The organism is Streptomyces sp. NPDC102490 (genome assembly GCF_044765285.1).
In the GTDB taxonomy this organism is placed as follows: Bacteria; Actinomycetota; Actinomycetes; order Streptomycetales; family Streptomycetaceae; genus Streptomyces.
In genome coordinates, this window is record NZ_JBIWJU010000003.1 from 199,242 (window position 1) to 225,452 (window position 26,211).

Here is a 26,211-nt window from a genome sequence, read left to right on the forward strand (position 1 = left end):
CCCGACCCGCGCCCGCTAGGCCGTGCCGCGCACCGCGACCAGGCCCGACTCGTAGGCGAACACGACGAGTTGGGCGCGGTCGCGGGCACCCAGCTTGGTCATCGCGCGGCTGATGTGCGTCTTGGCGGTCAGCGGGCTGATCACCATGTGGGCGGCGATCTCCTCGTTGCTCAGGCCGCGCGCGGCGAGCGCGGTGACCTCGCGTTCCCGGCGGGTGAGGGAGTCGAGGCCGGGTGCGGTGGTCCGGTCCGGGGGCCGGGCGACGAACTCGCCGATCAGGGTGCGGGTGACCGACGGGGAGAGCAGCGCCTCGCCGCGCGCCACCACGTCGATGGCCTGGAGCAGGTCGGCGGGTTCGGTGTCCTTGAGGAGGAAGCCGCTGGCTCCCGCCCGCAGTGCCTCGAAGACGTACTCGTCCAGTCCGTAGTTGGTGAGGATGACGACGCGTACGGCGGCGAGGGCCGGGTCGGAGGCGATGCGGCGGGTCGCCTCGATGCCCGACATCACCGGCATCTGCACGTCGACCAGCGCCACGTCGGGCACCTGGGCCCGCACCAGCGCCACGCCCTGCTCCCCGTCGGCGGCCTCGCCGACCACCTCGATGCCCTCCTCGGCGTCGAGCAGGGCCCGGAATCCGGCCCGCATCAGTGCCTGGTCGTCGACGAGCGCGACCCGCAGGACGCCGCTCATGCCGTCTCCCCCAGCGGGAGCCGTGCCCGCACCGAGAAGCCGCCCTCCGCGCGCGGGGCGGCGCGCAGGGTGCCGCCGAGGGCGCTCACGCGTTCGCGCATGCCGGTCAGGCCGGTACCCGGCACCGGCGGGCGGGCCGGATCGGCGGCCCCGTCGTCGTCCACGTCTACCGTCAGCACCCCCACGGACCCGTCTGCCATGGCCTCCCCCGTGTTCCGCGTGCCGTAGTCGATGCGGACCCGCACCCTCGCCGGTCCGGCGTGCCGCGCCGCGTTGGTGAGGGCCTCCTGCACGATGCGGTAGGCGGCACGGTCGAGTGCCCGGGGCAGCGGACGCTCGTCCCCGGTGACGGTGAGGTCGACGGCGAGTCCGGCCGCGCGGGCCCGCTCGACGAGCAGGGCCGGGGTGCCGGTGGGTTCGTCGGCCCGCAGCACCTGGAGGGCGGAGCGCAGTTCGCGCATCGCCTCGCCGCTGGCCTCCTGGATGGCGAGCAGCGCGGGCGGCACCTCGTCGCCGCGTTTGCGGGCGAGGTGGACGGCGACTCCCGCCTGGAGTTTGACGATGGAGATGCTGTGCGTCAGCGAGTCGTGCAACTCGCGGGCGATCCGCAGCCGTTCCTCCCCGGCGCGGCGCAGGGCCGCCTCCTCCCGGGTGCGTTCCGCCTCCAGGGCCCGCTGTTCGGTCTGGCGCAGGTACGCCTGCCAGTTCCGGTCGGCGAGCCCGGTCACGACGGCGCACAGGAACCAGCCGGCGAGCAGTCCGGCCCGCTCGGCCACGTGCTGCGTGCCGGGGCCGGTGGCCACGTATCCGGCCAGGAACACGGCGCTGCCGGCCGCCGCGACCGCCCGGTGGCCGACCCGGGCGGCGGTGTGCACGGCGCCCAGGACGGGCAGCGCGGACAGCGGGCCGGGGTGCGCGTGCACGACGTACGCCGTGCCGAGGACGGTGGCGACGGCCAGCACCGCGCGCGGGGCGGCACGGTGGAAGGCGAGCGCCGCCGAGGCGAGGACGACGAGCAGGTGGTCGAGTGCGGTGGTGTCCTCGTCGAACGCGGCGACGGTCACGCCGAGCGCGCCGACCACGGCCGCGAGGACCATGTCGGCGAGCCGTTCGCGATCGATCCGACGCCCACTCATGCCCGCACCCTATGCGCCGCCGTGGACCGCCGCGTCGGCCCTGTGGACGGCTTCGGTACTACTCCCGGCGAAGTAGCCGGCCGCCCGGCCGGGTCCCGGCGGCGCAGCGCCGGCCGCATCCGCCCGTACGACGACACCGGGCGCCCTCGCGGCGCAGGCTGCTGTCCATGCCCACACCCTTCCGTCACACCGAACCGCTGCCCCCGAAGTCGGCCACCGGCCGCGTCGCCGAGGTCTACGCACAGGCCGCGCGGGACTTCGGCATCCCCGAACCGGCCCCCTTCGTGGTCCTCTCCTCGGCGCCCGCGCTGGTCGCCCCGGCCTGGGCGCTGATGCGCGAGTCCCTGCTCGCCGGCCCCGGCGACCGGACCGGCAAGGAGGTCGCCGCCTTCGGGGTGTCGCAGGCCAACAGGTGCCGGTTCTGCGTGGACGCGCACACCATGCTGCTGCACGCCACCGGCGACCACGCCCTGGCCGAGCGGCTGGCCCGGGGGCAGGAGCCGACCGACGAGCGGCACGCGCGCGTGCTCGACTGGGCGCGGCGCACCCGGGTCCCGGGCGCCGCGCGGGATCCGTATCCGTTCCCGGCCGAGGAGGCTCCCGGCTACCTCGGCACCGTGCTGGCCTTCCACTTCATCAACCGCGTCGTGTCGTCCCTGGTGACCGAGAGGCTGCTCCCGGCCGACGCGCAACGGCTGCGTCCGGTACGGAGCCTGGCGGGCCGGTCGCTGTCCCGCACGGTGCGCCGGACCGCCGTGCCCGGCGCCTCCCTGCCCCTGCTGGACGACCCCGGCCCGGGACCGGAGTGGGCGGCGGGGACACCGGTCGGCCCGGCGTACGCGGCGCTGAGCGCCACCGCCGCGACGGGCGCCGGTCTCCTGGACGCCGACGACCAGGACCTGGTACGCGCCGCGGTGCGCGACTGGGACGGCTCCCACCCGCCCGCCGCCCCCGACCCGTTCCCCGACCGGCGGGAGCGGCCCGGCGCACGGCTGGCGCTGCTGGCCGCGCTCGCGCCGTACCGGATCACGGACGCGGACGTCGCCGCGTGGCGCCGTCCCGAGCACACCGACCACTGCCTGGTCCACCTCGTCGCGTACGGCGCGTTCACCGCCGTGGACCGCGTCGAGACGGCCCTGACCGCCGCCGGCGCCCGCGCCACTCCTCGGGAGACCTCATGACCCAGCTCACCAACTCCCGCCAGGCCGAGGCCTGGAACGGCCCCGTCGGCACGCACTGGGCCACCCACCGGGCCCGCTACGACGCGATGCTCGCCGGGGTCAACGACGCCCTGTTCGGCGCGGCGGCCGTCGCTCCCGGCGACCGTGTCCTCGACGTCGGCTGCGGGGCCGGCGCGACGACCCGGATCGCGGCCAGGCTCGCCGCCCCCGGGCACGCGGTCGGCGTCGACATCTCCGCGCCGCTGCTGGCGCGGGCCCGCGCGAGCACCGCCGCCGAGGGCCTCGCGAACGCCGCGTACGAGTGCGCCGACGCGCAGGTGCACCGGTTTCCGGCGGAGGGGTACGACGTGGTCGTCAGCCGGGGCGGCGTGATGTTCTTCGAGGACCACGCCGCCGCCTTCCGCAATCTGGCGCGGGCCCTGCGCCCGGGCGGGCGGCTCGCCTTCGTCTGCCCGCAGCCGCCCGGGGAGCACTCGGAAGAGGCCCGGACGCTGGGCCTGTTCGCCCGTCTCGTCGGCGAGGAGCCCGGCCCCGAGGCGACCGCCGCACAGAGCGCGATGGCCTCGCTCTCCGATCCGGGACACGTCCGGGACGTCCTCTCCGGGGCCGGGTACCGGGAGGTGGCGGTCGCCCCGGTCACCGTGGAGGCGGTGTGGGGCCGGGACGTCCCGGACGCCGTCGACTTCCTGCTGTCCCGCTTCCCGGGCCGGTCCCTGCCCGCCGGACGGCTCGCCGAACTGGAGGCGGCGCTGCTCCCCCACGCCACGGACACCGGCGTGCGGATGCGGGCCGGTGTGTGGCTGGTGACGGCCGTACGGCCCTGACGGCCGCCGTACGTCTGCGTCACCGCCCGGGCACGCACCGAGTTCGGCCTTTCGCCCCACGGGGACTCGTGTGACACTGGCGTCCCGTCCGCAGTGCGGGCACCCTCCGCACCGTCCCCCACGAGAAGTGCGCCGTGCGTTCTCTTCCCCTGCCGCTCGCCCTGGCCGCCCGTCTGGCGCCGGTCGCCGTGCTCGCCACGGCGGGCTGGGCGCTGTCGTCCGGGTCGGACACCTCCCCGGCCGCGCAGGACAGGACGCCGCCCGACACCGCGCACCGATCGGCGTCCGCACCGGCGACCCGGCCGGCGATGAAGACGTACGCCGCCGCACCGGCACCGTGCGAGGCCCTGGCCGGGAAGACGGTCACCTCGCTGGTGCCGGGCGCCAAGGCGGCCGGCAAGGAGATCCCGTCCACGGACACCGGGGTGCGCCGCACCTGTTCCTGGAACGCGCTCAAGGGCTACGACTACCGCTGGCTCGACGTCTCCTTCGAGGTGATGCAGACGGACGAGGCGGCGCGGAAGTCGTACCGGGAACGGGTCGCCGACCGCGGCGGCGGGGGCGCGGTCCCGGGCCTCGGCGACAGCGCCTACTCGGTCGTGAACCTCACCACCGAGGACAAGCAGCAGACCCGCGAGGGCACCGTACTGGTCCGCGCGGCCAACGCCCTGGTGATGATCACGTACAACGGCAGCGACTTCGAGTCGAAGAAGGCCCCCGGCACCACCGAGATCAACAAGGGCGCCATCAAGGCGGCCAAGGAGGCCGTGGCCGCCTTGCGGCACGGCTAGGGCTGAGCGGGGCCGGCGGTCTCGGCCCCCGGCCGCGTGGCGGGCAGCAGCGTCAGGGCCAGGTAGAGGACCAGGGACGTGCCCAGGCCCACCGCCCAGCCGTAGTCGGCCAGCGGTTCGAGGAACGGTACGGGGCGGCCGTCGACCAGGGGGTGGAAGTCGGCGCCGCCGATGGCCAGGACACCGCCGACGGTGAAGGCGAGCACCGCGCGCCAGTTCCAGCCGCCGTCGTACCAGTAGCGTCCGCCCCTGCGGTACAGGTCGACGAGGTGGAGGCGGGCGCGGCGCAGGATCCAGTAGTCGGCGATGAGGATGCCGGCCACCGTGCCGAGCAGGCCGCCGACCAGGCCGAGCCAGGTGAAGATGTAGCCCTGCGGGTCGGAGTACAGCTTCCAGGGGAAGATCAGCACGGCCAGCACGGACGTGATGAGCGCGCCCGCCCGGAAACTCACCCTGCGCGGGGCGACGTTGGAGAAGTCGAAGGCCGGTGAGACCAGGTTGGCCGCGATGTTCACGGACAGGGTCGCCACCAGGACGGTGACGAGGGCGAAGAGCAGGCCGACCACGTTGTCGGTCTTCGCGGCGAGCTGTACCGGGTCCCAGATCGGCTCGCCGTACACGGCCTGGGAGCCGGAGGTGACCATGACGGACAGGAAGGCGAACAGGGTCATCGTCGTCGGCAGGCCGAGGGCCTGGCCGCGGGTCTGGGCCTTCTGGCTCTTCCCGTAGCGGGTGAAGTCGGGGATGTTGAGGGACAGCGTGGACCAGAAGCCGATCATGCCCATCAGGGAGGGCCAGAACAGCTTCCAGAAGTCGCCGCCCCAGCCCAGCTTCGACGGCTGGTCGAAGAGCGGGCCGAAGCCGCCCGCCTTGTCGGCCATCCACCACAGCATCACGAAGGCGCCGACCAGGACGAAGGGCGCCGCCCAGTTCTCGAAGCGGCGGATGGTCTCCATGCCCCGGTAGATGATGGCGACCTGGAGCACCCAGAAGAGCGCGAAGGACAGCCACATGGTCCAGGCGTAGCCGCCGATCGTGCCGGCGTCCGTCCAGCCGTCGCCGATCAGTTTGCCGGCCAGGAAGTAGATCGCCTCGCCGCCGATCCAGGTCTGGATGCCGAACCAGCCGCACGCCACCAACGCCCGCACGACGGCGGGCAGGTTGGCGCCGCGGATGCCGAAGGAGGCGCGGGCGAACACCGGGAAGGGGATGCCGTACTTGGGTCCGGCGTGCCCGGTGAGCAGCATGGGCGCGAGGACGATCAGGTTGGCCAGGGCGATGGTGAACACCGCCTGCTTCCAGTCCATGCCGACCGCGATCAGACCGGAGGCGAGGGTCCAGGAGGCCGTGTTGTGGGCCATGCCGACCCACAGGGCGGAGAAGTTGTACGTGGTCCAGGTGCGCCCCTCGACGGGGACGGGCAGCAGGTCCTCGTTGGCGTAGGGACCGCTCGGCGGCGGGGAGCCCGGGGCGAGCTCCACGCGCCCGTCGGGCAGGGTGACTTGGGCGGACGGCGGTATGGCCGTGGGCGCGGTGTCGGTCATGGGCAGGCCAATCGTGCGAGAGGACGGGAGAGGCCGTGCGGGCGGTGCCGAGGGGGGTGCGCGGGTGCGCCCGGGGCCCGCCCGCCCCGGAGCGCGGGGCGGGCGGGGACGGGGTCAGGCGTTGACGGCCGGGATGACCTTGGTGCCGTAGGTGTCGATCACGGCTTCCTGCGCGTCGTGCATGTCGTACAGCGCGAACTGGTCGACGCCGAGGGCGCGCAGGGCGGTCAGCTTCTCGATGTGCTTCTCGACCGGTCCGATCAGGCAGAACCGGTCGACGATCTCGTCCGGCACGAACTGCGTGTCCGGGTTGCCGCTGCGCCCGTGGTGGGCGTAGTCGTAGCCCTCGCGTGCCTTGATGTAGTCGGTGAGTTCGTCGGGCACGGCCCCGGTGTGGGCGCCGTACTTGGCGACCAGGTCGGCGACGTGGTTGCCGACCATGCCGCCGAACCAGCGGCACTGCTCGCGGGCGTGGGCGAGGGCCTCGGGCGAGTCGTCGGCGGTGACGTAGGCGGGGGCGGCGACGCAGACGGTCACCTCGGACGGGTCGCGCCCGGCGGCCTCGGCGGCGTCCCGGACGGCCTTGACCATGTACTCGGTCAGGTAGAGGTCGGCGAGCTGGAGGATGAAGCCGTCGGCCTCCTCGCCGGTCATCTTCAGCGCCTTGGGGCCGTACGCGGCCATCCAGACGGGGACCTCGGCGCCCGGCTTGATCCACGGGAAGCGGACGACGGTGCCGCCGCCGAGGTCGGCCTCCTCTCCCCTGCCCAGCGCGCGGATGACCTTGATGGCCTCGCTGATGCGGGCGAGGGTGTTGGGTTTGCGTCCCGCCACCCGCATCGCGGAGTCGCCGCGGCCGATGCCGCAGACGGTGCGGTTGCCGAACATGTCGTTGAGGGTGGCGAAGGTGGAGGCGGTCACCTCCCAGGTGCGGGTGCCGGGGTTGGTGACCATCGGGCCGATCTTCAGCGTGCTGGTGTGGGCCAGGACCTGGCTGTAGATCACGAACGGTTCCTGCCACAGCACGGCGGAGTCGAAGGTCCAGCCATGGCTGAAGCCGTTGTGCTCGGCGCGTTGCATCAGCTCCACGACGCGGGAGGCCGGCGGGTCGGTCTGCAGGACGAGTCCGAAGTCCATGGGCACCGCTCCTAGTTCAGGTACTGACAGGTGGCGCGCGGGGTGTAGACGCCGTGGCCCTTGCGTCCGGTGTACTCCCGCTCGGTGACGACCGGTTCGCCGCGCGAGAGCACGGTCTCCACCCGGCCGGTGATCCGCTTGCCCTCGTACGCCGAGTAGTCGACGTTCATGTGGTGGGTCTCGGCGGAGAGGACCTGCTCGGCGTGCGGGTCGTAGACGACGATGTCGGCGTCCGCGCCGGGCGCGATGGTGCCCTTCTTCGGGTACAGCCCGAACATCCGGGCCGGGGTGGCGCAGGCGATCTCGATCCAGCGGCGGCGGCTGATGCGGCCCTCGACGACGGCCTGGTGGAGCAGGTCCATGCGGTTCTCGACGCCCGGCATCCCGTTGGGGATCTTGGAGAAGTCGCCCCGGCCCAGCTCCTTCTGTCCGCTGAAGCAGAAGGGGCAGTGGTCGGTGGAGACCACCTGGAGGTCGTTGGTCCTCAGACCCCGCCACAGCGCCGCCTGGTGTTCCCTCGGCCGGAGCGGGGTGCTGCACACGTACTTGGCGCCCTCGAAGCCGGGCTCGGCAAGGTTGTCGGTGGACAGGAACAGGTACTGCGGGCAGGTCTCGCCGAAGACCGGCAGGCCCTCGTCGCGGGCCCGGGTCAGCTCGGCGACCGCCTCCGTCGCCGAGACGTGCACGACGTACAGCGGCGCCCCGGCCACCTGCGCGAGCCGGATGGCACGGTGGGTGGCCTCGGCCTCCAGGAGGGCCTTGCGGACCTCGCCGTGGAAGCGCGGGTCGGTCTCCCCGCGGGCGAGGGCCTGCTCGACCAGGACGTCGATGGCGATGCCGTTCTCGGCGTGCATCATGATCAGGCCGCCGTTCCCGGCGGCGCGCTGCATGGCGCGCAGGATCTGGCCGTCGTCGGAGTAGAAGACGCCGGGGTACGCCATGAACTGCTTGAAGGAGGTCACGCCCTCCTCCACGAGCAGGTCCATCTCCTTGAGCGTCTCCTGGTTCACGTCGGAGACGATCATGTGGAAGCCGTAGTCGATGGCGCAGTTGCCCTCGGCCTTCGCGTGCCAGGCGTCCAGTCCCTCGCGCAGGGAGTGTCCGACGCTCTGGATGGCGAAGTCGACGATGGTGGTGGTGCCGCCCCAGGCGGCGGCGCGGGTGCCCGTCTCGAAGGTGTCGGCGGCGTAGGTTCCGCCGAAGGGCATCTCCATGTGGGTGTGCCCGTCGACGCCGCCCGGGATGACGTACTTGCCGCTCGCGTCTATCACCCGCTCGGCGGTGAACGCCTCGGCGGCCGGGGTGCCGGTCGCGGCGAGGGCGGCGACGCGGCCGTCCTCGACCAGGACGTCGGCGTGGATCTCGTCGGACGCGGTGACGACGAGGCCACCGCGGATGACGGTACGGCTGCTCATGCTGCTGTTCCCTCCTGTCAGGGGCCCCGGCGGGCGGGTCAGGGCGCGGTCAGCGGGGAGTACGCGCCCGGCGCGCGGTCGCGGTAGAACTGCCAGCGGTCGCGGACCTCGCGCAGCTTGGCCAGGTCGAGGTCGCGGACGACGAGTTCGGTCTCCTTGTCGCTCGCGACCTCGCCGACGAACTGCGCCTCGGGGTCGACGAAGTACGAGGTGCCGTAGAAGTCGTTGTCGCCCAACTCCTCGACGCCGACCCGGTTGATGGCGCCGACGAAGTACTCGTTGGCGACGGCCGCCGCCGGCTGCTCCAGCTGCCACAGGTAGCCGGACAGGCCGCGGGAGGTGGCCGACGGGTTGAAGACGATCTCGGCGCCTTCGAGGCCCAGCGCCCGCCAGCCCTCGGGGAAGTGCCGGTCGTAGCAGATGTAGACGCCGACCTTGCCGACGGCGGTGTCGAAGACCGGCCAGCCGGAGTTCCCCGGGCGGAAGTAGAACTTCTCCCAGAAGCCGCGCACCTGCGGGATGTGCGTCTTGCGGTACTTGCCGAGGTAGGAGCCGTCGGCGTCGATGACGGCGGCGGTGTTGTAGAGGACGCCGGGCTGCTCCTCCTCGTACATGGGGAGCACCAGGACGATGCCGTGCTCGCGGGCGAGCCGCTGGAAGCGCTCCACGATCGGGCCGTCGGGGATGCGCTCGGCGTAGGCGTAGAACTGGGGGTCCTGGACCTGGCAGAAGTACGGTCCGTAGAACAGCTCCTGGAAGCACATGACCTGTGCGCCCTGGGCGGCGGCGTCGCGCACCGCCTGCTCGTGGACCTGGATCATCGATTCCTTGTCGCCCGTCCAGGCGGTCTGGAAGAGCGCGGCACGGATCACTCGGCTCATCTTCGGCCTCCACTCGCTCGGTGTACGGCGAGACTAGGGACGCCGGGTGGCCGGATTGAGTGGCACGGTGTCACGTCTGCGGGGGTCGGGCATTGCACGGTGTCACCCCTGTTGGGCGTCGTGGGCGAGGAGCGCGATGTGGACGGAGGCGGCCTGCTCGAAGTCGTCGAGGTCGACGCCGAGGCGGCCCTGTATGGCTTCGAGTCGGCGGTAGAGCGCGGGCCGGGAGACGTGGTGGAGCTGGGCGGTGCGGGACTTGTTGCGGCCGGTGGCGAGGTAGGTGCGCAGGACGGGCAGCAGGTCCTGGTCGGGGCCGCGCAGCAGCCCGTCCAGCTCCCGCTCGGCGAAGGACTGCACGTGCGGGTCGTCCCGCAGCAGCCGCACCAGGCCGCGCAGGTGGACGTCGCGCAGGCGTACGACGGGCGGCGGGTCCAGGGCGGTCGCGGAGTCCGCGACGGCGTCGGCGACGTGCTGCGCCTCGCGCAGTCCCGCCGGTACGTCGGCCCAGTCGGCGCGGGCCTCGGCGGCGGCGACCACGGCGTGGCGGGAGTCCGGTTCCGCACGCAGCCGGGTCGCGAAGTGGGCGGTCAGGGCGCGGGCGTCCTGGTCGGGGGCGAGGCTGAGCAGGACGGCCACCCGGCCGTCGGCGAGCCCGGCGGCGATCCCGGGCAGTCCGAGCCGCCGCAGCACCCGGGCGGGGCGGGCGGGGTCCCGCTCGCGGACGACGAGGGGCACGAAGACGCGCCGGTTGACCGGCAGGCCCGCGGCGCGCGCCCGGGGCAGCAGCTGCCGCGCCGGTACGGCCCCGGTGACCAGGTCGGTGAGCAGGCTCCGCGCGGACTGCTCCTCCCACGCGTCCCAGGAACCCGCGGACGCGGCCCCCTGGGACCCGTGGGTCCCGTCACCGGCGAGCATGCGGTGCAGGACGAGGGCCTCGGCGGCACGGTCGGCGAGCAGCCGTCCGGCGGCCCGGTCACCGCCGTAGCCGCACAGCACCAGCCGCCCCCAGCGCTCCCCGCGGCAGCTCAGTTCGGCGCGGAGCCAGCCGTCGGCGGACCCGGCACCGGCCTGGCGGGCGATGCGTTCCCAGTCCCGCAGCACGTCGTCGACGGCCGCCCGCTCCCCGGCCGTGGCGAGGACGCGGTGGGCGAGGTTGGTGACGACGACCGGGCAGCCGGCGTGCCGGGCCACCTCGTCGAGCAGGCGCTGCACGGGGGCGCCGGCGGTGATCAGGCCGGTCAGTTCGGTGCGTACCGCCTCGGAGAGGCTGACGGCGGCGAACTTGCGCCGCAGCAGCCGGGACTGCACCTCCTCGGTGAGTTCGGCGAAGGGGAAGGGCCGGTGCAGGACGACCAGGGGCAGCCCGCAGCGCTCGGCGGCCCTGCGCATCACGTCGGGCGGGGCGGGGAAGGCGCGGCCGAGGCCGAGCACGACGGCCGCGGCCTCGGCCCGGTCCAGGGAGCGGATGTACTCGCCCTGCTTGTCCTCGTCACCGGCGAGGAGCACGCCGGTGGTCAGGACCATCTCGCCGCCGCTGAGCATCACGCCGACGTCGGCGGCCTCGGCGACGTGCACCCAGCGCACCGGCCGGTCGAGCCGGTGGGCACCGGCCACCACCTCGGGCTGTCCGGCCCGCACCCGTTCGAGGCCGAGCACCTGACGGACCGTCAGGGCCGGCTCCCAGGGCTCCCGGAGCTGCTGGGGTTGCTGGACCGGGGTCTCGGGGGTGGTGGTCATGGCGGCGCCTCCTGGGCCCGGGACGCGGAACGCGGCTCTCAGATGCTCCGCAGGGCGCGTTCGAGGATCGCGGCGCCCTCCTCGGCCTCCGCGACGGTGAGGGACATCGGCGGGGCGACGCGCAGCACGCTGGTGCTGTGGCCGCCGCCCTTGCCGACGAGCAGTCCGCCGGCGCGGGCCGCCTCCAGCACGGTGGACGCCGCCTCGGGGGCGGCCTCGTCGGTGCCGGGCCGGGTCAGCTCGACGCCGATCATCAGGCCGCGCCCGCGCACCTCGCGCACGTGCGGCACCTGGGCGGCGGCGGCCCGCAGCCGTTCGATGAGCAGGCCGCCGACGCGCCGGGCGTTGCCCTGGAGGTCGTGTTCGAGGAGGTGGTTGAGGTTGGCGAGGCCCGCGGCCATGGTGAGCTGGGTGCCGCCGAAGGTGGAGATGCTGTTGGCGTCCAGGCAGTTCATGATCTCGGCGCGGGCGATGACGCCGCCGATCGACGTGCCGTTGCCGATGCCCTTGGCGAAGGTGACGATGTCCGGCGGCCCGCTCCTCCCGTGCGCCTGCCAGCCCCAGAAGTGCTCGCCGGTGCGGCCCCAGCCGGTCTGCACCTCGTCGGCGATCCACAGGATGCCCCGCTCGTGCAGCACCTCGCGGAAGGCGGCGTACAGGCCGTCCGGCGGGGAGGTGAAGCCGCCCACCCCCTGGACGGGTTCGGCGATCAGCGCGGCGGGGGCACGGGTGTGGCCGAGCAGGTCCTTCAGGTCGGCGACGCAGGCGTCGATGAAGTCCCGGTCGTCCAGGTGGGCGTAGGGGCCGCGGGTGCGGACGCCGCCGTGGACGTAGAGGGTCTGGAGCGGGGAGAGGGAGGTCGGGGACCAGCCGCGGTTGCCGGTGATGCCGACGGAGCTGAAGGAGCGGCCGTGGTAGCTGTTGCGCATCGCCAGGATCGTGTTGCTGCGCCGGTGGGCGGTGGCGAGCAGCAGGGCGGTGTCGTTGGCCTCGGTGCCGGAGGTGGTGAAGAAGACGCGGGCGTCGGGGATGCCGGACAGCTGGGCGACGCGTTCGGCGAGTTCGACCATCGGGCGGTTGAGGTAGAGGGTCGAGGAGTGGATGATCCGCCCGGCCTGCTCGGCGACGGCCTTGGTGACCTCGGGCAGGGCGTGCGCGGTCATCGTGGTGAGGATGCCGCCGAAGAAGTCGAGGTACTTGTTCCCCTCGGCGTCCCAGACGTGCCGGCCCTCGCCGTGGGTGATCTCCAGCGGGTTCTCGTAGTAGAGCGCGAGCCAGTCGGGCAGCACGGCGCGGTGACGGGCGAACAGGTCCTTGGTCACGGCCGCACCAGCCCTTCGTAGGCGTCGGGGCGGCGGTCGCGGTAGAAGGCCCACTGCTGCCGGACCTCGTCGATGAGGTCGAAGTCCAGGTCGCGGACGACCAGCTCCTCCTTGGTGTCGCTGGCCGTCTCGCCGACGAACCGGCCGCGCGGGTCGACGAAGTACGAGGTGCCGTAGAAGTCGTTGTCGCCGTACTCCTCGACGCCGACCCGGTTGATGGCGGCGACGAAGTACTCGTTGGCGACGGCCGCGGCGGGCTGTTCGAGCTGCCACAGGTGGGCGGAGAGGCCGCGGTGGGTGGCGGACGGGTTGTACACCAGCTGGGCGCCGCCGAGGCCGAGTTGGCGCCAGCCCTCCGGGAAGTGGCGGTCGTAGCAGATGTAGACGCCGACCTTGCCGACGGCGGTGTCGAAGACGGGCCAGCCGAGATTGCCGGGGCGGAAGTAGAACTTCTCCCAGAAGCCCTTGACCTGCGGGATGTGGTGCTTGCGGTAGGTGCCGAGGACGGTGCCGTCGGCGTCGATCACGGCCGCGGTGTTGTAGTAGAAGCCGGACTGCTCGACCTCGAAGACGGGGACGACGAGCACCATGCCGGTCTCGCGGGCCAGCGCCTGCATGCGGCGGACGGTGGGGCCGTCGGGCACCGGCTCGGCCCAGCGGTAGTGCTCGGGGTCCTGGACCTGGCAGAAGTAGGGGGCGTTGAACACCTCCTGGAACCCGATGACCTGGGCGCCCCGCCGGGCGGCCTCGCGGGCGTGCTCCTCGTGTTTCGCCACCATGGACTCGGTGTCGCCGGTCCAGGTGGCCTGGACGAGAGCGGCACGTACGACGTTGGCCATGAGCTGCTCCTTCGACACGACGTCAGAGCCTCTACGCCCGTAGAGCGGGCCGTAGAGGGACGAACGTAAGCCTGGCCGGAGGGGCTTGCCAAGACCATCGTCGTCAAGGCGCGGTGTCGATCGTGTTTCGCACTCCTGTGGGTGAGTGCCGCCGGCTCAGGCCATCGCGGGCGCGCACCTGCCCACCAGCTCGTCCATGGACAGCCCCAGCGCGCGGGCCAGCGCGGCCACCGTGAAGAACGCCGGGGTGGGCGCCCGGCCGGTCTCGATCTTGCGCAGCGTCTCGGCGGAGATGCCGGCCTCGGCGGCGACCGCCGTCATGCTCCGCTCGCCGCGGGCCGTGCGGAGCAGCCGCCCGAGCTGCTCGCCGCGCTCGCGCTCTTCGGGGGTCAGAGGGGTGCGTACCATGACGTCATTCTAATACCGGCTTCCCGTACCGGACCCGCCCGTGGCGGATCGATCACCACCGTGCACGCTCCCAATTAAAATACCGGTATAGTAATTGGCATGGTGGAACTGAAGACGGACACATCGATCGACGCCATGCACGCGGCCGGACAGGTCGTCGCACGCGCCCTGACGGCCGTACGGCAGGCCGCGGACGTGGGCGTGTCCCTGCTGGAGCTGGACGCGGTGGCGCACGAGGTACTGCGGGAGGCGGGCGCGGGCTCGCCGTTCCTCGGCTACCGCCCCTCCTTCGCTCCGACGCCCTTCCCGGGCGTCATCTGCGCGTCGGTGAACGACGCGATCGTGCACGGCATCCCGGACGGCTACCGGCTGCGCGACGGCGACCTGGTCTCCATCGACTGCGGCGCCCTCCTGGACGGCTGGGCGGGCGACTCGGCGCTCAGCTTCGTGGTGGGCACCCCGCGCCCCGCCGACGTGACACTGATCGAGACCGCGGAGCGGGCCCTGGAGGCGGGCATCGACGCGGCCGTCGTCGGCAACCGCATCGGCGACATCGCGCACGCCATCGGCACGGTCTGCCGGTCGGCCGGTTACGGGATCATGGAGGACTTCGGCGGCCACGGCATCGGCCGGCACATGCACGAGGACCCGGGGGTGCCCAACGAGGGCCGCCCGGGACGCGGGCTCCCGCTGCGGCACGGCATGGTCCTCGCCCTCGAGCCCATGCTGATCGCCGGCGGCCGCGACGACTACCACGCGGCCCCCGACGGCTGGACCCTGCGCACCAACGACGGCTCCCGCGCGGCCCACGTGGAGCACACGGTGGCCATCACGAACAGCGGCCCACGCGTCCTGACGTCGAGGGACGGCATCTGAGAGACGGCGGGGTCGGGGGCGGGCGGGGCCCGGGGGCCCGGGCCGGGCCGCGTCCGGGCCAAGAGCCCTGCTGGAATCCGGGCCCGGGACCGACCAAGGTCCCGGGTGGCCGTATGCCCAAGCTGCGGACCGAGCCGCGAGCCCGCCTGCGACCGGGCGGTGAGCCGGGCGCCGGCCGAGGCCGCAGACCGAGGCCACGGGTCGGGGCCACGGGGGGCAAGGCCACGGGTCGGGGCCACGCGTCGGGGCCACAGGTCGAGGCCGCGGGCGGGGCGCAGGCCGGGACCACAGGTCGAGGCCGCGGGGCAAGGCCGCATGTCGGGCCAAATCGACAGACCGGCCGGAATCGCGAACCGCGAAGCGCGAACCGCGACCGGGCCAAGGGCCCGAACCGGGCCCGAGGTGCGAGCACCCGGGGATCAGGCTGTGAGCCAGGCCGCGGGCCGAGCCCGGATCGAAGGCGCGGCCCGGTGGTCGGGCCCCGGAGCCGGGCCGCAGCCCGGACCGGTGGTCGGCACGGCTCACCGGCCACGACTCCCGGCTCCTGGGCCACGGCCCGGCTCATCGCCCACGGCCCACGGCTCGGGCGAGGGCGCTGGTTCCGGCCGGGTGCCGGACATGCCCGGCGGAACATAACGTGTCATGTTGGGCATGACCGCACGCCTGCCGGGTTACCCGGCCCCGGCACGTCGATCAGCGATGCAGCGGAGGTCGGTACACGATGACCAGCGGCTACATGGGCCCGGAGGGCGACCCGTTCGCGGAATTCCTGGCACGCTTCTTCGGCGGGCCCAGGCCTCGGCAGATCGACATCGGCCGGCTGCTCAGCCAGCCCGCCCGTGAGCTGGTGCGCGGCGCCGCGCAGTACGCCGCCGAGCACGGCAGCCGCGATCTGGACACCGAGCACCTGCTGCGGGCCGCGCTCGCCACCGAGCCGACCCGGGGGCTGCTCAGCCGGGCCGGTGCCGACCCCGACTCGCTGGCCTCGCAGATCGACGAGCGGACCGGCCCGGTGCAGCATCCGCCGGGCGAGGTCCCGCCGCCCACGTCGCTCTCGCTCACCCCGGCCGTCAAGCGCGCCCTGCTCGACGCGCACGAGCTGGCCCGCTCCACCGGCACCGGGTACATCGGTCCGGAGCACGTGCTCAGCGCCCTGGCCGCCAACCCGGACTCGGCCGCCGGGCACATCCTGAACGCGGCCCGGTTCGCGCCCTCGAACCTGCCCACCGAGACGCCCGAGGCCGCGAAGGGCCGCACCGAGGGCGCGCGGACCACGAACACGCCGACCCTCGACAAGTACGGCCGCGACCTCACCGAGCTGGCCCAGCAGGGCCGGATCGACCCGGTGATCGGGCGCGAGCAGGAGATCGAGCAGACCGTCGAGGTGCTCTCCCGGCGCGGCAAGAACAACCCGGTCCTGATCGGCGACGCCGGTGTCGGCAAGACCGCGATCGTGGAGGGCCTGGCCCAGCGCATCACCGACGGCGACGTGCCCGACGTGCTGATCGGGCGCCGGGTCGTCGCGCTGGACCTGACCGGCGTGGTCGCGGGCACCCGCTACCGGGGCGACTTCGAGGAGCGGATGAACAACATCGTGGGCGAGATCCGCGCCCACTCCGACGAGCTGATCATCTTCATCGACGAGCTGCACACCGTCGTCGGCGCCGGCGGGGGCGGCGAGAGCGGCTCGATGGACGCCGGCAACATCCTCAAGCCCGCCCTGGCCCGCGGCGAGCTGCACATCGTGGGCGCCACCACGCTGGAGGAGTACCGCAGGATCGAGAAGGACGCGGCCCTCGCCCGCCGCTTCCAGCCGATCCTGGTGCCGGAGCCCACCACCGCCGACGCGATCGAGATCCTGCGCGGGCTCCGCGACCGCTACGAGGCCCATCATCAGGTCCGCTACACCGACGAGGCACTGGTCGCGGCCGTCGAGATGTCCGACCGCTACCTCACCGACCGGCGGCTGCCCGACAAGGCCATCGACCTGATCGACCAGGCGGGCGCCCGGGTCCGGCTGCGGGCGCGCACCAAGGGCACCGACGTACGGGCCCTGGAGCGCGAGGTCGACCAGCTGGTCCGGGACAAGGACCAGGCGGTCGCGGACGAGCAGTACGAGCAGGCGACGCAGCTGCGGGACCGGATCGTCGAGCTGAAGCAGCGGATCACCGAGGCCACCGGCGACGGCCAGGCCGACGAGGGCCTCGACCTGGTCGTGGACACCGAGTCCATCGCCGAGGTGGTCTCCCGGCAGACCGGCATCCCGGTCAGCAGCCTCACCCAGGAGGAGAAGGACCGCCTGCTGGGCCTGGAGTCCCACCTGCACGAGCGGGTGGTCGGCCAGGACGAGGCGGTCCGGGTCGTCTCCGACGCCGTGCTGCGCTCCCGCGCCGGGCTGTCCAGCCCCGACCGGCCCATCGGCAGCTTCCTCTTCCTCGGCCCGACCGGCGTCGGCAAGACCGAGCTGGCCCGGGCGCTGGCCGAGGCGCTGTTCGGCAGCGAGGACCGGATGGTCCGCCTCGACATGAGCGAGTACCAGGAGCGCCACACCGTCAGCCGCCTGGTCGGCGCCCCGCCCGGCTACGTCGGGCACGAGGAGGCCGGCCAGCTCACCGAGGTGGTGCGGAGGCACCCGTACTCGCTGCTGCTGCTCGACGAGGTGGAGAAGGCGCACCCGGACGTCTTCAACATCCTGCTCCAGGTCCTGGACGACGGGCGGCTGACCGACTCGCAGGGCCGGACGGTGGACTTCTCCAACACGGTCGTCGTGATGACCAGCAACCTGGGCTCGGACGTGATCACCCGGCGCGGTGCCGGGATCGGCTTCGGCGCGGGTGGCGCGGAGGCGGACGAGGAGGCGCGGCGCGAGCAGGTGCTGCGCCCGCTGCGGGAGCACTTCCGGCCCGAGTTCCTCAACCGCGTCGACGAGATCGTGGTCTTCCGCCAGCTCAGCGGCGAGCAGCTGCGGCAGATCACCAGCCTGCTCCTGGAGCAGACCCGCCGCATGGTGCACGCGCAGGGCATCACCGTCGACTTCACCGACGCGGCCGTGGACTGGCTCGCCGAGCGCGGCTACCAGCCCGAGTACGGCGCCCGCCCGCTGCGCCGCACCATCCAGCGCGAGGTCGACAACGAGCTGTCCCGGCTGCTGCTCGACGGGCGGGTCGCGGAGGGCGGCCGGGTGACGGTCGACGTCGAGGACGGGCGGCTGGCGTTCCGGACGCCCGAGCGGCCCGTCCCCGAACTCTGACTACTTCCGTCGCACCGGTTCGACGACCATCGCGGAGCCGCCGCCGCGCCGCACCTTCTCGGCGGCGGCCAGCCACGTGCCGTTGGCCAGGCGCTGTACGGCGGTCGCGGCGCCGATCTCGGGGTTGGGCTTGAAGGAGTGGCCGAGGGCCTCCAGTTCCGCCCGTACGGCGCTGTCGTAGAGCCCGGGTTCCAGCTCGGTCTGGGCGGCGTTGCGCTGGCTGGCGCGCGGGGCGGCGATCGCGTCGACGAGCGGGAGTCCGCGGTCGAGGAAGCCGGTGAGGGTCTGGAGCACGGTGGTGATGATGGTGGCGCCGCCGGGCGAACCGAGGGCCACGACCGGCTTGTGGTGCCGGTCCAGGACGATGGTCGGGGCGATCGAGGAGCGCGGGCGCTTGCCGGGCCCGGGCAGGTTGGGGTCGTGGACGGCCGGGTTGGCCGGGGCGAAGGAGAAGTCCGTCAGCTCGTTGTTGAGCAGGAAGCCGCGCCCCGGCACGGTGATGCCGCTGCCGCCGGTCTGCTCGATGGTGAGCGTGTAGGCGACGACGTTGCCCCACTTGTCGGCCACCGTGAGGTGCGTGGTGTTCTCGCCCTCGTACGTGGTCGGCGCGGCCGTGCCGCCGCCCGCGCAGGAGGCCGGGTGCCTCGGGTCGCCGGGGGCGAGCGGGCTGGTGAGCACCGCGTCGTCCTTGATCAGGCACGCGCGCGAGTCGGCGTACCGCTGCGAGAGCAGTTCCTTCGCGGGTACGTCCTCGAAGGCGGGGTCGCCGACCCAGCGCCCGCGGTCGGCGAACGCGATGCGGCTGGCCTCGATGTAGCGGTGCAGGTAGCCGGCCTGGTCCGCGGCGGAGAGGTCGGTGCCCTCCAGGATGTTGAGGGCCTCGCCGACGGTGGTGCCGCCGGAGGAGGAGGGCGCGATGGAGTAGACGTCCAGGCCGCGGTAGGAGGTCTTCGTCGGCGGCTGGAGCTTGGCCGCGTAGGCCGCGAGGTCCTTGGCGGACAGGTCGCCGGGGCGGGCGTTCCAGCCGGAGTCCGGGTCGACGGGCGGCTTGTTGACGGTGTCGACGATGTCCTCGCCGAGTTCGCCGTGGTAGATCGCGCCGACGCCCTTGCGCGCCAGCTCCCGGTAGGTGCGCGCCAGGTCCGGGTTCTTGAACGTCGAGCCCACGACGGGGAGTTCGCCGCCCGGCAGGAACAGCTCGGCGGTGTCCGGGAAGTAGCGGAACCGCTGCTCGTTGGAGGCGGTCTGGGAGCGGAAGGTCTCGTCGACGGTGAAGCCGTGCCGGGCCAGGCGCTCGGCGGGCTTCAGCACGGAGGAGAGCGGGCGGCTGCCCCACCGGTCCAGGGCCGTCTGCCAGGTGGCGGGGGTGCCCGGGGTGCCGACGGCCAGGCCGCTGGTGACGGCGTCGGCGAAGGCGAGCGGTTTGCCGTTCTCCGTGAAGAGCTTCTCGTCAGCGGTGAGCGGCGCGGTCTCGCGGCCGTCGATGGTGCGCACGGTGCGGGACTTGGCGTCGTAGTAGACGAAGTAGCCGCCGCCCCCGACCCCGGCGGAGTAGGGCTCGGTGACCCCGAGCGCGGCGGCGGTGGCCACGGCGGCGTCGACGGCGTTGCCGCCCTTGCGGAGCACCTCGATGCCGGCGGCGGAGGCGTCCTTGTCGACGCTGGAGACCGCGCCGCCGTACCCGACGGCGACCGGGGTCTTGGGGGCCGCGGGCCTGCTCTGGGCCGTGGGTGGCGCGGCCGCCCCCACCGAGACCACCACGGCGGCCGAGACCGCCAGGACCGTCAGATTCCGTGCGACAGGGCGACGCATCCGCACCTCCAGGGAAAGGCCGTCCGGGCAGCTTAGTTGATCGCCATGGCCGCGTCAGGAGCATGCGGGCAGCGCGTGTCGGGCGCGTGGTGCGCCCGCACCCCGCCGACCGTCGAACACCGGTACGCAGAGGCCCGCTAGCATGCGCGCCCATGACTGACGACGTACGCAACATCGTCCTGGGTGTGGTCGCGGCGGGCATCAGCGCCATGCTGGGCTGGCTCGCCCGCACCTACCTGTGGAAGCGGAAACTCCGCCGCAAGCAGGCGTTCTTCGGGCTGCCGGACAGCTCCGAGTCGCTGCTCGTCGTCAATCGGGACCCGGCCGCCTCCGAACCGGCCGTCCACCGCTTCGACGTCTTCGCGCTGCTGGAGCTCTCCGCGCTCATCAAGGACTGCGGCGCGCACGCCCACGTGGTCACCCAGGACATGGTCGGCCAGGGCTTCGGCGAGCGTACGGAGTTCTGTGTGGGCGGTCCCGGTTCGAATCGGCGCATGGTCGCCCACATGGCGGCGATGCTGCCCGGGGTGCGGATGAACGTCGACTCCGAGCCCGGTCCGGACCGGGGCGCCTTCCAGATCGGCGGCGAGCGCTACCGGCTGGAGGCGGGTGTCACGGAGTACGTGCTGCTGGCCCGCCTGACCGCCGGGGACCGGCGCGAGGCCCGGCCCGCGTTCCTCTTCTGCGGCCAGCGCGCCGTCACCAACCAGGCCGCCACCCGCTACCTCGCCCGGCACCACGAGAAACTGGCCCGCAAGCACGGCAACAACTCCTTCGTGCTGCTGCTCAAGGTGGTCAACTCGCAGGCGTACGGCCCGGACGTGGTCGAGCTGGTCGGGGACGTCACCCGGGCGGCGACCAGCCCCCTGCCTGCCCCGGCACCGGCGTCCCGCACCTCCCACCGGGCCTGACCGGGCGGCGTACCGTGAGCGCTCAGGACCGGCGTCCGGCCGCGCCGTCGACCGCCGCCGTACTGGCACGCACGACCAGCACGGGCTCGACGGAGGCCGGTTCCGGTGCCGCGTCCGGATCGGCGATGTGCCGCAGCAGGTGGGCGACCGCGAGGGCACCCATCTCGGCGAACGGCTGGGCCACCGTGGTCAGCGAGGGCGAGCAGTACTCGGCGAGCGCGATGTCGTCCACCCCGACGACGGAGATGTCCCGCGGCACCCGGCGGCCGGCTTCGTGCAGCGCCCGGATCACTCCGAAGGCCATCTCGTCACTGGCCACGAACACCGCGGTGACGTCGGGGATCTTGCCCAGGACCAGCCCGTTGCGGTACCCGGAGGCGGGGGTCCAGTCCCCCTCCAGCACCGGCGGCACGGACAGTCCCGCCTCCTCCAGGGTCTCGCGCCAGCCGGCGCAGCGGCTGGCCGCGTCGAGCCACGCCTGGGGCCCCGACACGTGCCAGACGGTCTCGTGGCCCAGCTCGATCAGGTGCCGGGTCGCCAGGCGGGCCGCCAGGGTCTGGTCGACGGCGACGACCTCGGTGGCCGGTGTCCTCGATCCGTCCACGGTGACGGTCGGCACCGAGCGGGTGAGCCGCTCGATCCCCGGGCTCACGTGCACCAGCGGCACCGACAGGATGACCCCCTCGACGTCCTGCTCCGCCAGCCGGGCCAGCGCGCCCTCGATGGCCGCGGTGTCCAGGGACGTCGTGGCGGCGGTGCTCACCGCGTACCCGGCCTCGCGCGCCGCGGCCTCGATGCCGAAGAGAAGGTTCGCACGGGAGTAGAAGGTGGTCCGCAGCGTCACGACGCCGATCGTCCGGCTGCGCCCCGACGACAGCACCCGGGCCGCGTTGTTCTTGCGGTAGCCGAGTTCCTCGACCGCGGCGAGCACCTTGGCGCGGGTGCTGTGCTGGACGTTGGGGTGACCGGCCAGGGTGCGGGACACCGTCTGGGCGGAGACCCCGGCGAGCCGGGCCACGTCGGCCATGCCGGGCTGCCGGACGGCGGTGTCGTCGGCCGTCCGCCTGCTCACGGGCGTCCGGTCGGCCGCCGGCGTTTCCGATGACATCGCTCGCCTCTCCACGAAAACCGCGGCCCGGGCCGCCGTCGCAGGTAGTCGTAGGTAATGGTTCCGCCCCGGAGTCTAGCCAGGCGCGACCCATTGGCATCGATAACATCCTCTGCCATAGTTCCCGCCAACGCGAACCTCGCGCGGATCAAGTTTCTCTGAAGGCGCCTCTGTCGACACGGAGAAGGGCGAGCGCAACGAGATGGCAGCGATCACACCTAAGCGAGCGGCCAGAGTGGACACCCCGACAGCCTCCTCATCTCCCCCACCGGGCCGCGCACGCGTGCCGCGTCCCGGTGCCGTCATCGCGGCGCTGGGCCTCACGGCCGGTCTGCTGTCGACCGCCGCCCTGCCCGCCGGCGCGGCCCCGCCCCGGGCCGTCTCGGCCCCGGCGCCCGGGGCCGCCACACCGGTGGAACTGAGCCGGGGCGGGCTGACCGTCACCGTGGCGAAGGAGTTCCCCCAGGTCATCTCCTACCGCCTGGGTCAGCGCCGTCTCGGCGGGCAGGCGACGGCCCTGGACGGCTTCACCGTCAACGGCGAGACCCATCGCGCGACCACGACGATGAAGGCGAAGGGCGGCAGGGCGACCTACACCTCCACCTTCGCGGACCTGCCCGGCCTGACGATCACCTCCAGCATCACGGTCACCGGGGAGACGACGGTCGTCTTCGCCGTCGAGAAGATCTCCGGCGAGGCCGCGTCGGGCGTGCGCACCCTCGCGATCCCCGGTCAGTCCCTGGTCTCGGTCGACTCCGCCGACCCGGGCGCCAACCTCGCCCGGACGAAGATCTCCACGGACTCGACGACGACCGCCGACCGCTTCATTCCCGTCACCGGCGACACCGTCCCGGACAAGGCGCCCGTGGACACCCCGTACGCGTTCGTCGGGAACGCGCAGTTGTCCGCGGGCGTCATCACCAACGCGACCGAGGACTCGCCGCAGGACGACAACACCAACGGGAACACGCGTCTGCGGTCCCGCATCGTCGACGCGGGCGAAGGGCGGCGGCGGGCGGAGCTGTCGGTCGGCACGTACACCTACCACCCCCAGGGCGCGACCGATCCGCGCGTCGACACCTACGCGCTGCCCCGGGCGACGGTGGTCCTCGCCGCCGACGCCAACCGGGACGGCACGGTCGACTGGCAGGACGGCGCCCTCGCCCACCGGGAGCACATGCGGCGCCCGCTCGGCGCGGACCGGGTGCCCGAACGCGTCGTCCAGCGCATCCCGTTCAACTTCGCGAGCCAGGCCACCAACCCGTTCCTGAAGACGCTGGACAACACCAAGCGCATCTCCCTGGCCACCGACGACCTCGGACAGTGGGTGCTGGAGAAGGGGTACGCGAGCGAGGGCCACGACTCCGCCCACCCCGACTACGGCGGCAACGAGAACGTCCGCGCGGGCGGCTGGAAGGACCTGAACCGACTCACCCGGACCGGCGCCGACTACAACGCGGACTTCGCCGTGCACGTCAACGCCACCGAGGCCTACGCACAGGCGAGGACCTTCAGCCAGGACATGGTCGAGGGACAGCCGAACGGCTGGGACTGGCTCAACCAGGCGTACCACATCGACCAGCGAAAGGACCTGGGCACCGGCGCCGTCCTGGACCGGTTCAAGCGGCTCCGCGAGGAGGCGCCGGGCATCAGGACCGTGTACATCGACGCCTACTACTCCAGCGGCTGGCTGGCCGACGGCCTGGCCGCCGAGCTGCGGAAGATGGGCTTCGAGGTCGCCACCGAGTGGGCGTACAAGTTCGAGGGCTCCTCGGTGTGGTCGCACTGGGCCGCCGACAAGAACTACGGCGGCGCCACCAACAAGGGCATCAACTCCGACATCGTCCGGTTCATCGCCAACTCCGACCGCGACGTGTGGAACGTCGACCCGCTGCTCGGCGGCGCGAGTGTCGTCGAGTTCGAGGGCTGGACCGGCCAGAACGACTGGAACGCCTTCTACCGCAACATCTGGACGGACAACCTGCCGACCAAGTTCCTCCAGCACTTCCAGGTGCTGGACTGGGACCGCGGCAGGTCCGCGCGGCTCACCGGCGGGGTGAGCGTGCGGAACGTCGACGGCGAGCGGCGGATCTCCATGGACGGCACCGACGTCCTCAAGGGCGACACCTACCTGCTGCCCTGGCAGAACGCCGGGAAGGGCGACGGCACCACCTCGCCCCTCGACGCCGACAAGATGTACTTCTACAGCGCCTCCGGCGGCGCGCACACCTTCGAACTCACCGAACAGTTCGCGGACCACGAAGACTTCACCCTCTACGCGCTCACCGACCAGGGCCGGGCGAAGAAGGCCCGGGTGGCGGCCCACGACGGGCGGGTGACCCTCACCGCCGAGAAGGGGCAGCCGTACGTCCTGGTGCCGGACGGCGGCAAGGCAGCGCCGCACCGGGACGCGCATTACGGCCAGTTCACCGGTCTGTCCGACCCCGGCTTCAACGGCGGGGACCTCGACGACTGGAACCCGCGGGGCGGCGCCGAGATCGTCCGGGCCGGCAACGGCGACAACGTGGTCCGCCTGGGCGACGGCGCCTCGGGCATCGCGCAGCGGGTCCGCGGTCTGACCCCGGGCAAGCGGTACACGCTCGGCGCGGACGTCGAGATCGGCCCCGGCGAGCGACGGGAGACGACGCTGCGGGTGCGCGGCGGCCGGGACACGGAGGCGAGGACCTTCGACATCACCCCGGCCCGGAACCGGATGGCGTCCGACGAGAAGCGGGACACGTACTCCCAGCGGGCCGCGGTCTCCTTCACCGCGCCGCGCGACGGCACGGTCACCGTGGACCTCGGCGCCGTCGCCGGTGGTGCCCCGGTCGTCCTGGACGACGTACGCGTGATGGCGGACACCACCGCCCCGCTCCCCCGCTCCCAGGACGGCACGGTCGTCGCGCACGAGGACTTCGAGGGCAACCAGCCCGGCTGGGGGCCGTTCGTCAAGGGCGACGCGGGCGGTGTCACCGACCCCCGGACCAGCATCAGCGACCTGCACGTGCCCTACAGCCAGAAGGAGTGGAAGAACGCCTACTCCCCCTACGACTCCGGCACCTTGCGGGGCAAGGCGGTCGACGACGTGCTCGCCGGCCGGCACTCGCTGAAGTCCCACGCCGAGAACACCGGGCTGGTCCACCGCACGACCCCCGCGACGGTGCCCTTCCAGGAGGGCCACCGGTACCGGGTCTCCTTCTCCTACCAGACCAACATCGAGGGTCAGTGGGCCTGGGTGACCGGCGCGGACCGGGTCGCCGACGGGAAGACCACCTCCCGGGACATCACCCGTGAGGTGCTGGCGCCGGCCCTGGACACGGCGGCCTACTCCCGGGAGATCGTCGCGGGCTGCGGGGACACCTGGGTCGGACTGCGCAGGCTCGGCAGCGCCCGGGGCACCGATCTCGTCCTCGACGACTTCGCCGTGACCGACCTGGGCGAGGCGGAGACCGGGACCGCCTGCGCCGCCGTCACGGCACCCTCCGGTGTCGAACTGAGCCCCGGCGTGCCCGGTGCGTACGTCACGACGTTCACCAACCACGAGTCCGCCGACGCCGACAACGTGGGCATCGCCCTCCAGGGGCTGCCCGAGGGCTGGAAGGCCGAGGTGCAGGAGAAGGACGGCAACCTCTTCGAGCGCGTGGAGCCGGGCGCGACCGTGCGCACCACCTGGCTCCTCACCCCGCCGGCCGGTACGACCGACACCTCCGCCACGTGGAAGGTGACGGCCGCCTACGCCCACGCGGGGACCACCAGGACCGTCTCGTCCGAGGCCCGCGCCGCGGTGACCGCGGAACCCGTTCTCGCGCCGGGTGCGATGACCGCGACCGCCGACTCGGAGAACGGCTCGTCGGGGGCCGGGGAGGGGCCGGTCGCCAACGTCCTCGACGGTGACGCCGGCACCATCTGGCACACCGACTACACCGCCTCCCAGGCGCCGTATCCGCACTGGGTGACGCTGAGGCTCGGCGGCGCCGCCGACATCGACGGGTTCGGATACCTGGGCCGGCAGAGCGGCGGCCAGAACGGACGTGTCGCCGGCTACGAGGTCGCCGTGTCGGACGACGGCGCCGACTGGACGACGGTGGCCCGCGGCACCCTGAAGGACGTCCCGCAGACCCAACGCGTCTCCTTCGACCGGGTCCGCGCCTCCTACGTGCGGTTCACCGCGCTCGACGCGCTCAACGGGCAGCCCTACGCGGCCGCGGCGGAAATGCGCGTGTACGGCGTGCCCGTGGACCTTCCCACGGGGTATCCGCCGGGCGAACGCCCCGCCGACGTCCGCTGAGCCTCCGGCCGGGTGCGGCCCGCTGCTCCTTCGGGAGGCGGGCCGCACCCGGCCGCTGTCG

The 26,211-nt window shown here is 73.1% G+C and carries 19 protein-coding genes; 7 read left to right on the forward strand and 12 right to left on the reverse strand.

Going from position 1 to position 26,211, the window contains the following annotated elements; all coding sequences use genetic code 11:
• Positions 1 to 15 precede the first annotated feature (15 nt).
• Entirely contained in the window at positions 16 to 690 is a 675-nt protein-coding gene (locus ACIRGB_RS07555; RefSeq protein WP_403859701.1) for a response regulator, read from the reverse strand.
• The gene (locus ACIRGB_RS07560) at positions 687 to 1,826 is read right to left on the reverse strand and encodes a sensor histidine kinase (protein ID WP_403859704.1); all 1,140 of its coding nucleotides are present in this window, start codon (positions 1,824 to 1,826) and stop codon (positions 687 to 689) included. Before ACIRGB_RS07560 ends, ACIRGB_RS07555 begins: the two co-directional genes overlap by 4 nt.
• 167 nt (positions 1,827 to 1,993) lie before the next feature.
• Here ACIRGB_RS07560 and ACIRGB_RS07565 point away from each other — a divergent pair, with 167 nt between their 5' ends.
• The 3 genes from ACIRGB_RS07565 to ACIRGB_RS07575 all read left to right on the forward strand — a co-directional run bounded on the left by ACIRGB_RS07565 (position 1,994) and on the right by ACIRGB_RS07575 (position 4,622).
• Positions 1,994 to 3,007 (forward strand): carboxymuconolactone decarboxylase family protein, encoded by a 1,014-nt coding sequence (locus ACIRGB_RS07565; protein WP_403859707.1) that lies wholly within the window; start codon positions 1,994 to 1,996, stop codon positions 3,005 to 3,007.
• On the forward strand, positions 3,004 to 3,831 hold the full coding sequence (locus ACIRGB_RS07570) for a class I SAM-dependent methyltransferase (RefSeq protein ID WP_403859710.1): 828 nt from the start codon (positions 3,004 to 3,006) through the stop codon (positions 3,829 to 3,831). Before ACIRGB_RS07565 ends, ACIRGB_RS07570 begins: the two co-directional genes overlap by 4 nt.
• A gap of 134 nt (positions 3,832 to 3,965) precedes the next feature.
• Complete coding sequence (locus ACIRGB_RS07575; RefSeq protein WP_403859713.1) at positions 3,966 to 4,622, forward strand: hypothetical protein; 657 nt, start codon at positions 3,966 to 3,968, stop codon at positions 4,620 to 4,622.
• On the opposite strand, the gene ACIRGB_RS07580 is transcribed toward ACIRGB_RS07575, so the two are convergent.
• From ACIRGB_RS07580 to ACIRGB_RS07615, 8 genes are all read right to left on the reverse strand, one after another.
• Positions 4,619 to 6,166, reverse strand: a complete 1,548-nt coding sequence (locus ACIRGB_RS07580; protein WP_403859715.1) for an NCS1 family nucleobase:cation symporter-1 — start codon at positions 6,164 to 6,166, stop codon at positions 4,619 to 4,621. The two genes, ACIRGB_RS07575 and ACIRGB_RS07580, sit on opposite strands and share 4 nt — an antisense overlap.
• Positions 6,167 to 6,280: 114 nt before the next feature.
• Positions 6,281 to 7,303 carry a TIGR03842 family LLM class F420-dependent oxidoreductase gene (locus tag ACIRGB_RS07585; protein WP_403859718.1) on the reverse strand — a complete coding sequence of 341 codons (1,023 nt, stop codon included), beginning with the start codon at positions 7,301 to 7,303 and terminating at the stop codon, positions 6,281 to 6,283.
• Between the two features lie 11 nt (positions 7,304 to 7,314).
• Positions 7,315 to 8,718: a dihydropyrimidinase gene (gene hydA / locus ACIRGB_RS07590; protein WP_403859721.1), complete on the reverse strand. Its 1,404-nt coding sequence runs from the start codon at positions 8,716 to 8,718 to the stop codon at positions 7,315 to 7,317.
• Between the two features lie 38 nt (positions 8,719 to 8,756).
• On the reverse strand, positions 8,757 to 9,599 hold the full coding sequence (locus tag ACIRGB_RS07595) for a nitrilase-related carbon-nitrogen hydrolase (RefSeq protein ID WP_403859724.1): 843 nt from the start codon (positions 9,597 to 9,599) through the stop codon (positions 8,757 to 8,759).
• A gap of 102 nt (positions 9,600 to 9,701) precedes the next feature.
• Positions 9,702 to 11,336, reverse strand: a complete 1,635-nt coding sequence (locus tag ACIRGB_RS07600; protein ID WP_403859727.1) for a PucR family transcriptional regulator — start codon at positions 11,334 to 11,336, stop codon at positions 9,702 to 9,704.
• Between the two features lie 38 nt (positions 11,337 to 11,374).
• Entirely contained in the window at positions 11,375 to 12,658 is a 1,284-nt protein-coding gene (locus tag ACIRGB_RS07605) for an aspartate aminotransferase family protein (RefSeq protein WP_403859730.1), read from the reverse strand.
• Entirely contained in the window at positions 12,655 to 13,497 is an 843-nt protein-coding gene (locus tag ACIRGB_RS07610) for a nitrilase-related carbon-nitrogen hydrolase (protein ID WP_403859733.1), read from the reverse strand. The genes ACIRGB_RS07605 and ACIRGB_RS07610 overlap by 4 nt, the downstream gene beginning before the upstream one ends.
• Positions 13,498 to 13,653: 156 nt before the next feature.
• Complete coding sequence (locus ACIRGB_RS07615; RefSeq protein ID WP_403859736.1) at positions 13,654 to 13,905, reverse strand: helix-turn-helix domain-containing protein; 252 nt, start codon at positions 13,903 to 13,905, stop codon at positions 13,654 to 13,656.
• A gap of 99 nt (positions 13,906 to 14,004) precedes the next feature.
• Between ACIRGB_RS07615 and map the strand changes: the two genes are divergently transcribed.
• A complete protein-coding gene (gene map, locus ACIRGB_RS07620; RefSeq protein ID WP_403859739.1) occupies positions 14,005 to 14,781 on the forward strand; it encodes a type I methionyl aminopeptidase in 777 nt (258 codons plus the stop codon).
• Between the two features lie 721 nt (positions 14,782 to 15,502).
• Positions 15,503 to 18,031, forward strand: coding sequence for an ATP-dependent Clp protease ATP-binding subunit (locus ACIRGB_RS07625; protein ID WP_403859742.1), 2,529 nt, complete (start codon positions 15,503 to 15,505; stop codon positions 18,029 to 18,031).
• Here the strand turns inward: ACIRGB_RS07625 and ggt are convergent, their stop codons facing one another.
• The gene (gene ggt, locus ACIRGB_RS07630; RefSeq protein WP_403859746.1) at positions 18,032 to 19,843 is read right to left on the reverse strand and encodes a gamma-glutamyltransferase; all 1,812 of its coding nucleotides are present in this window, start codon (positions 19,841 to 19,843) and stop codon (positions 18,032 to 18,034) included.
• A 152-nt stretch (positions 19,844 to 19,995) separates the two neighbouring features.
• On the opposite strand from ggt, the gene ACIRGB_RS07635 reads away from it, so the two are divergent.
• Complete coding sequence (locus ACIRGB_RS07635) at positions 19,996 to 20,754, forward strand: hypothetical protein (RefSeq protein WP_403859748.1); 759 nt, start codon at positions 19,996 to 19,998, stop codon at positions 20,752 to 20,754.
• A 22-nt stretch (positions 20,755 to 20,776) separates the two neighbouring features.
• Here the strand turns inward: ACIRGB_RS07635 and ACIRGB_RS07640 are convergent, their stop codons facing one another.
• The gene (locus ACIRGB_RS07640) at positions 20,777 to 21,862 is read right to left on the reverse strand and encodes a LacI family DNA-binding transcriptional regulator (protein ID WP_403859751.1); all 1,086 of its coding nucleotides are present in this window, start codon (positions 21,860 to 21,862) and stop codon (positions 20,777 to 20,779) included.
• Between the two features lie 283 nt (positions 21,863 to 22,145).
• On the opposite strand from ACIRGB_RS07640, the gene ACIRGB_RS07645 reads away from it, so the two are divergent.
• Complete coding sequence (locus tag ACIRGB_RS07645; RefSeq protein WP_403859754.1) at positions 22,146 to 26,150, forward strand: endo-alpha-N-acetylgalactosaminidase family protein; 4,005 nt, start codon at positions 22,146 to 22,148, stop codon at positions 26,148 to 26,150.
• Positions 26,151 to 26,211: the final 61 nt, after the last annotated feature.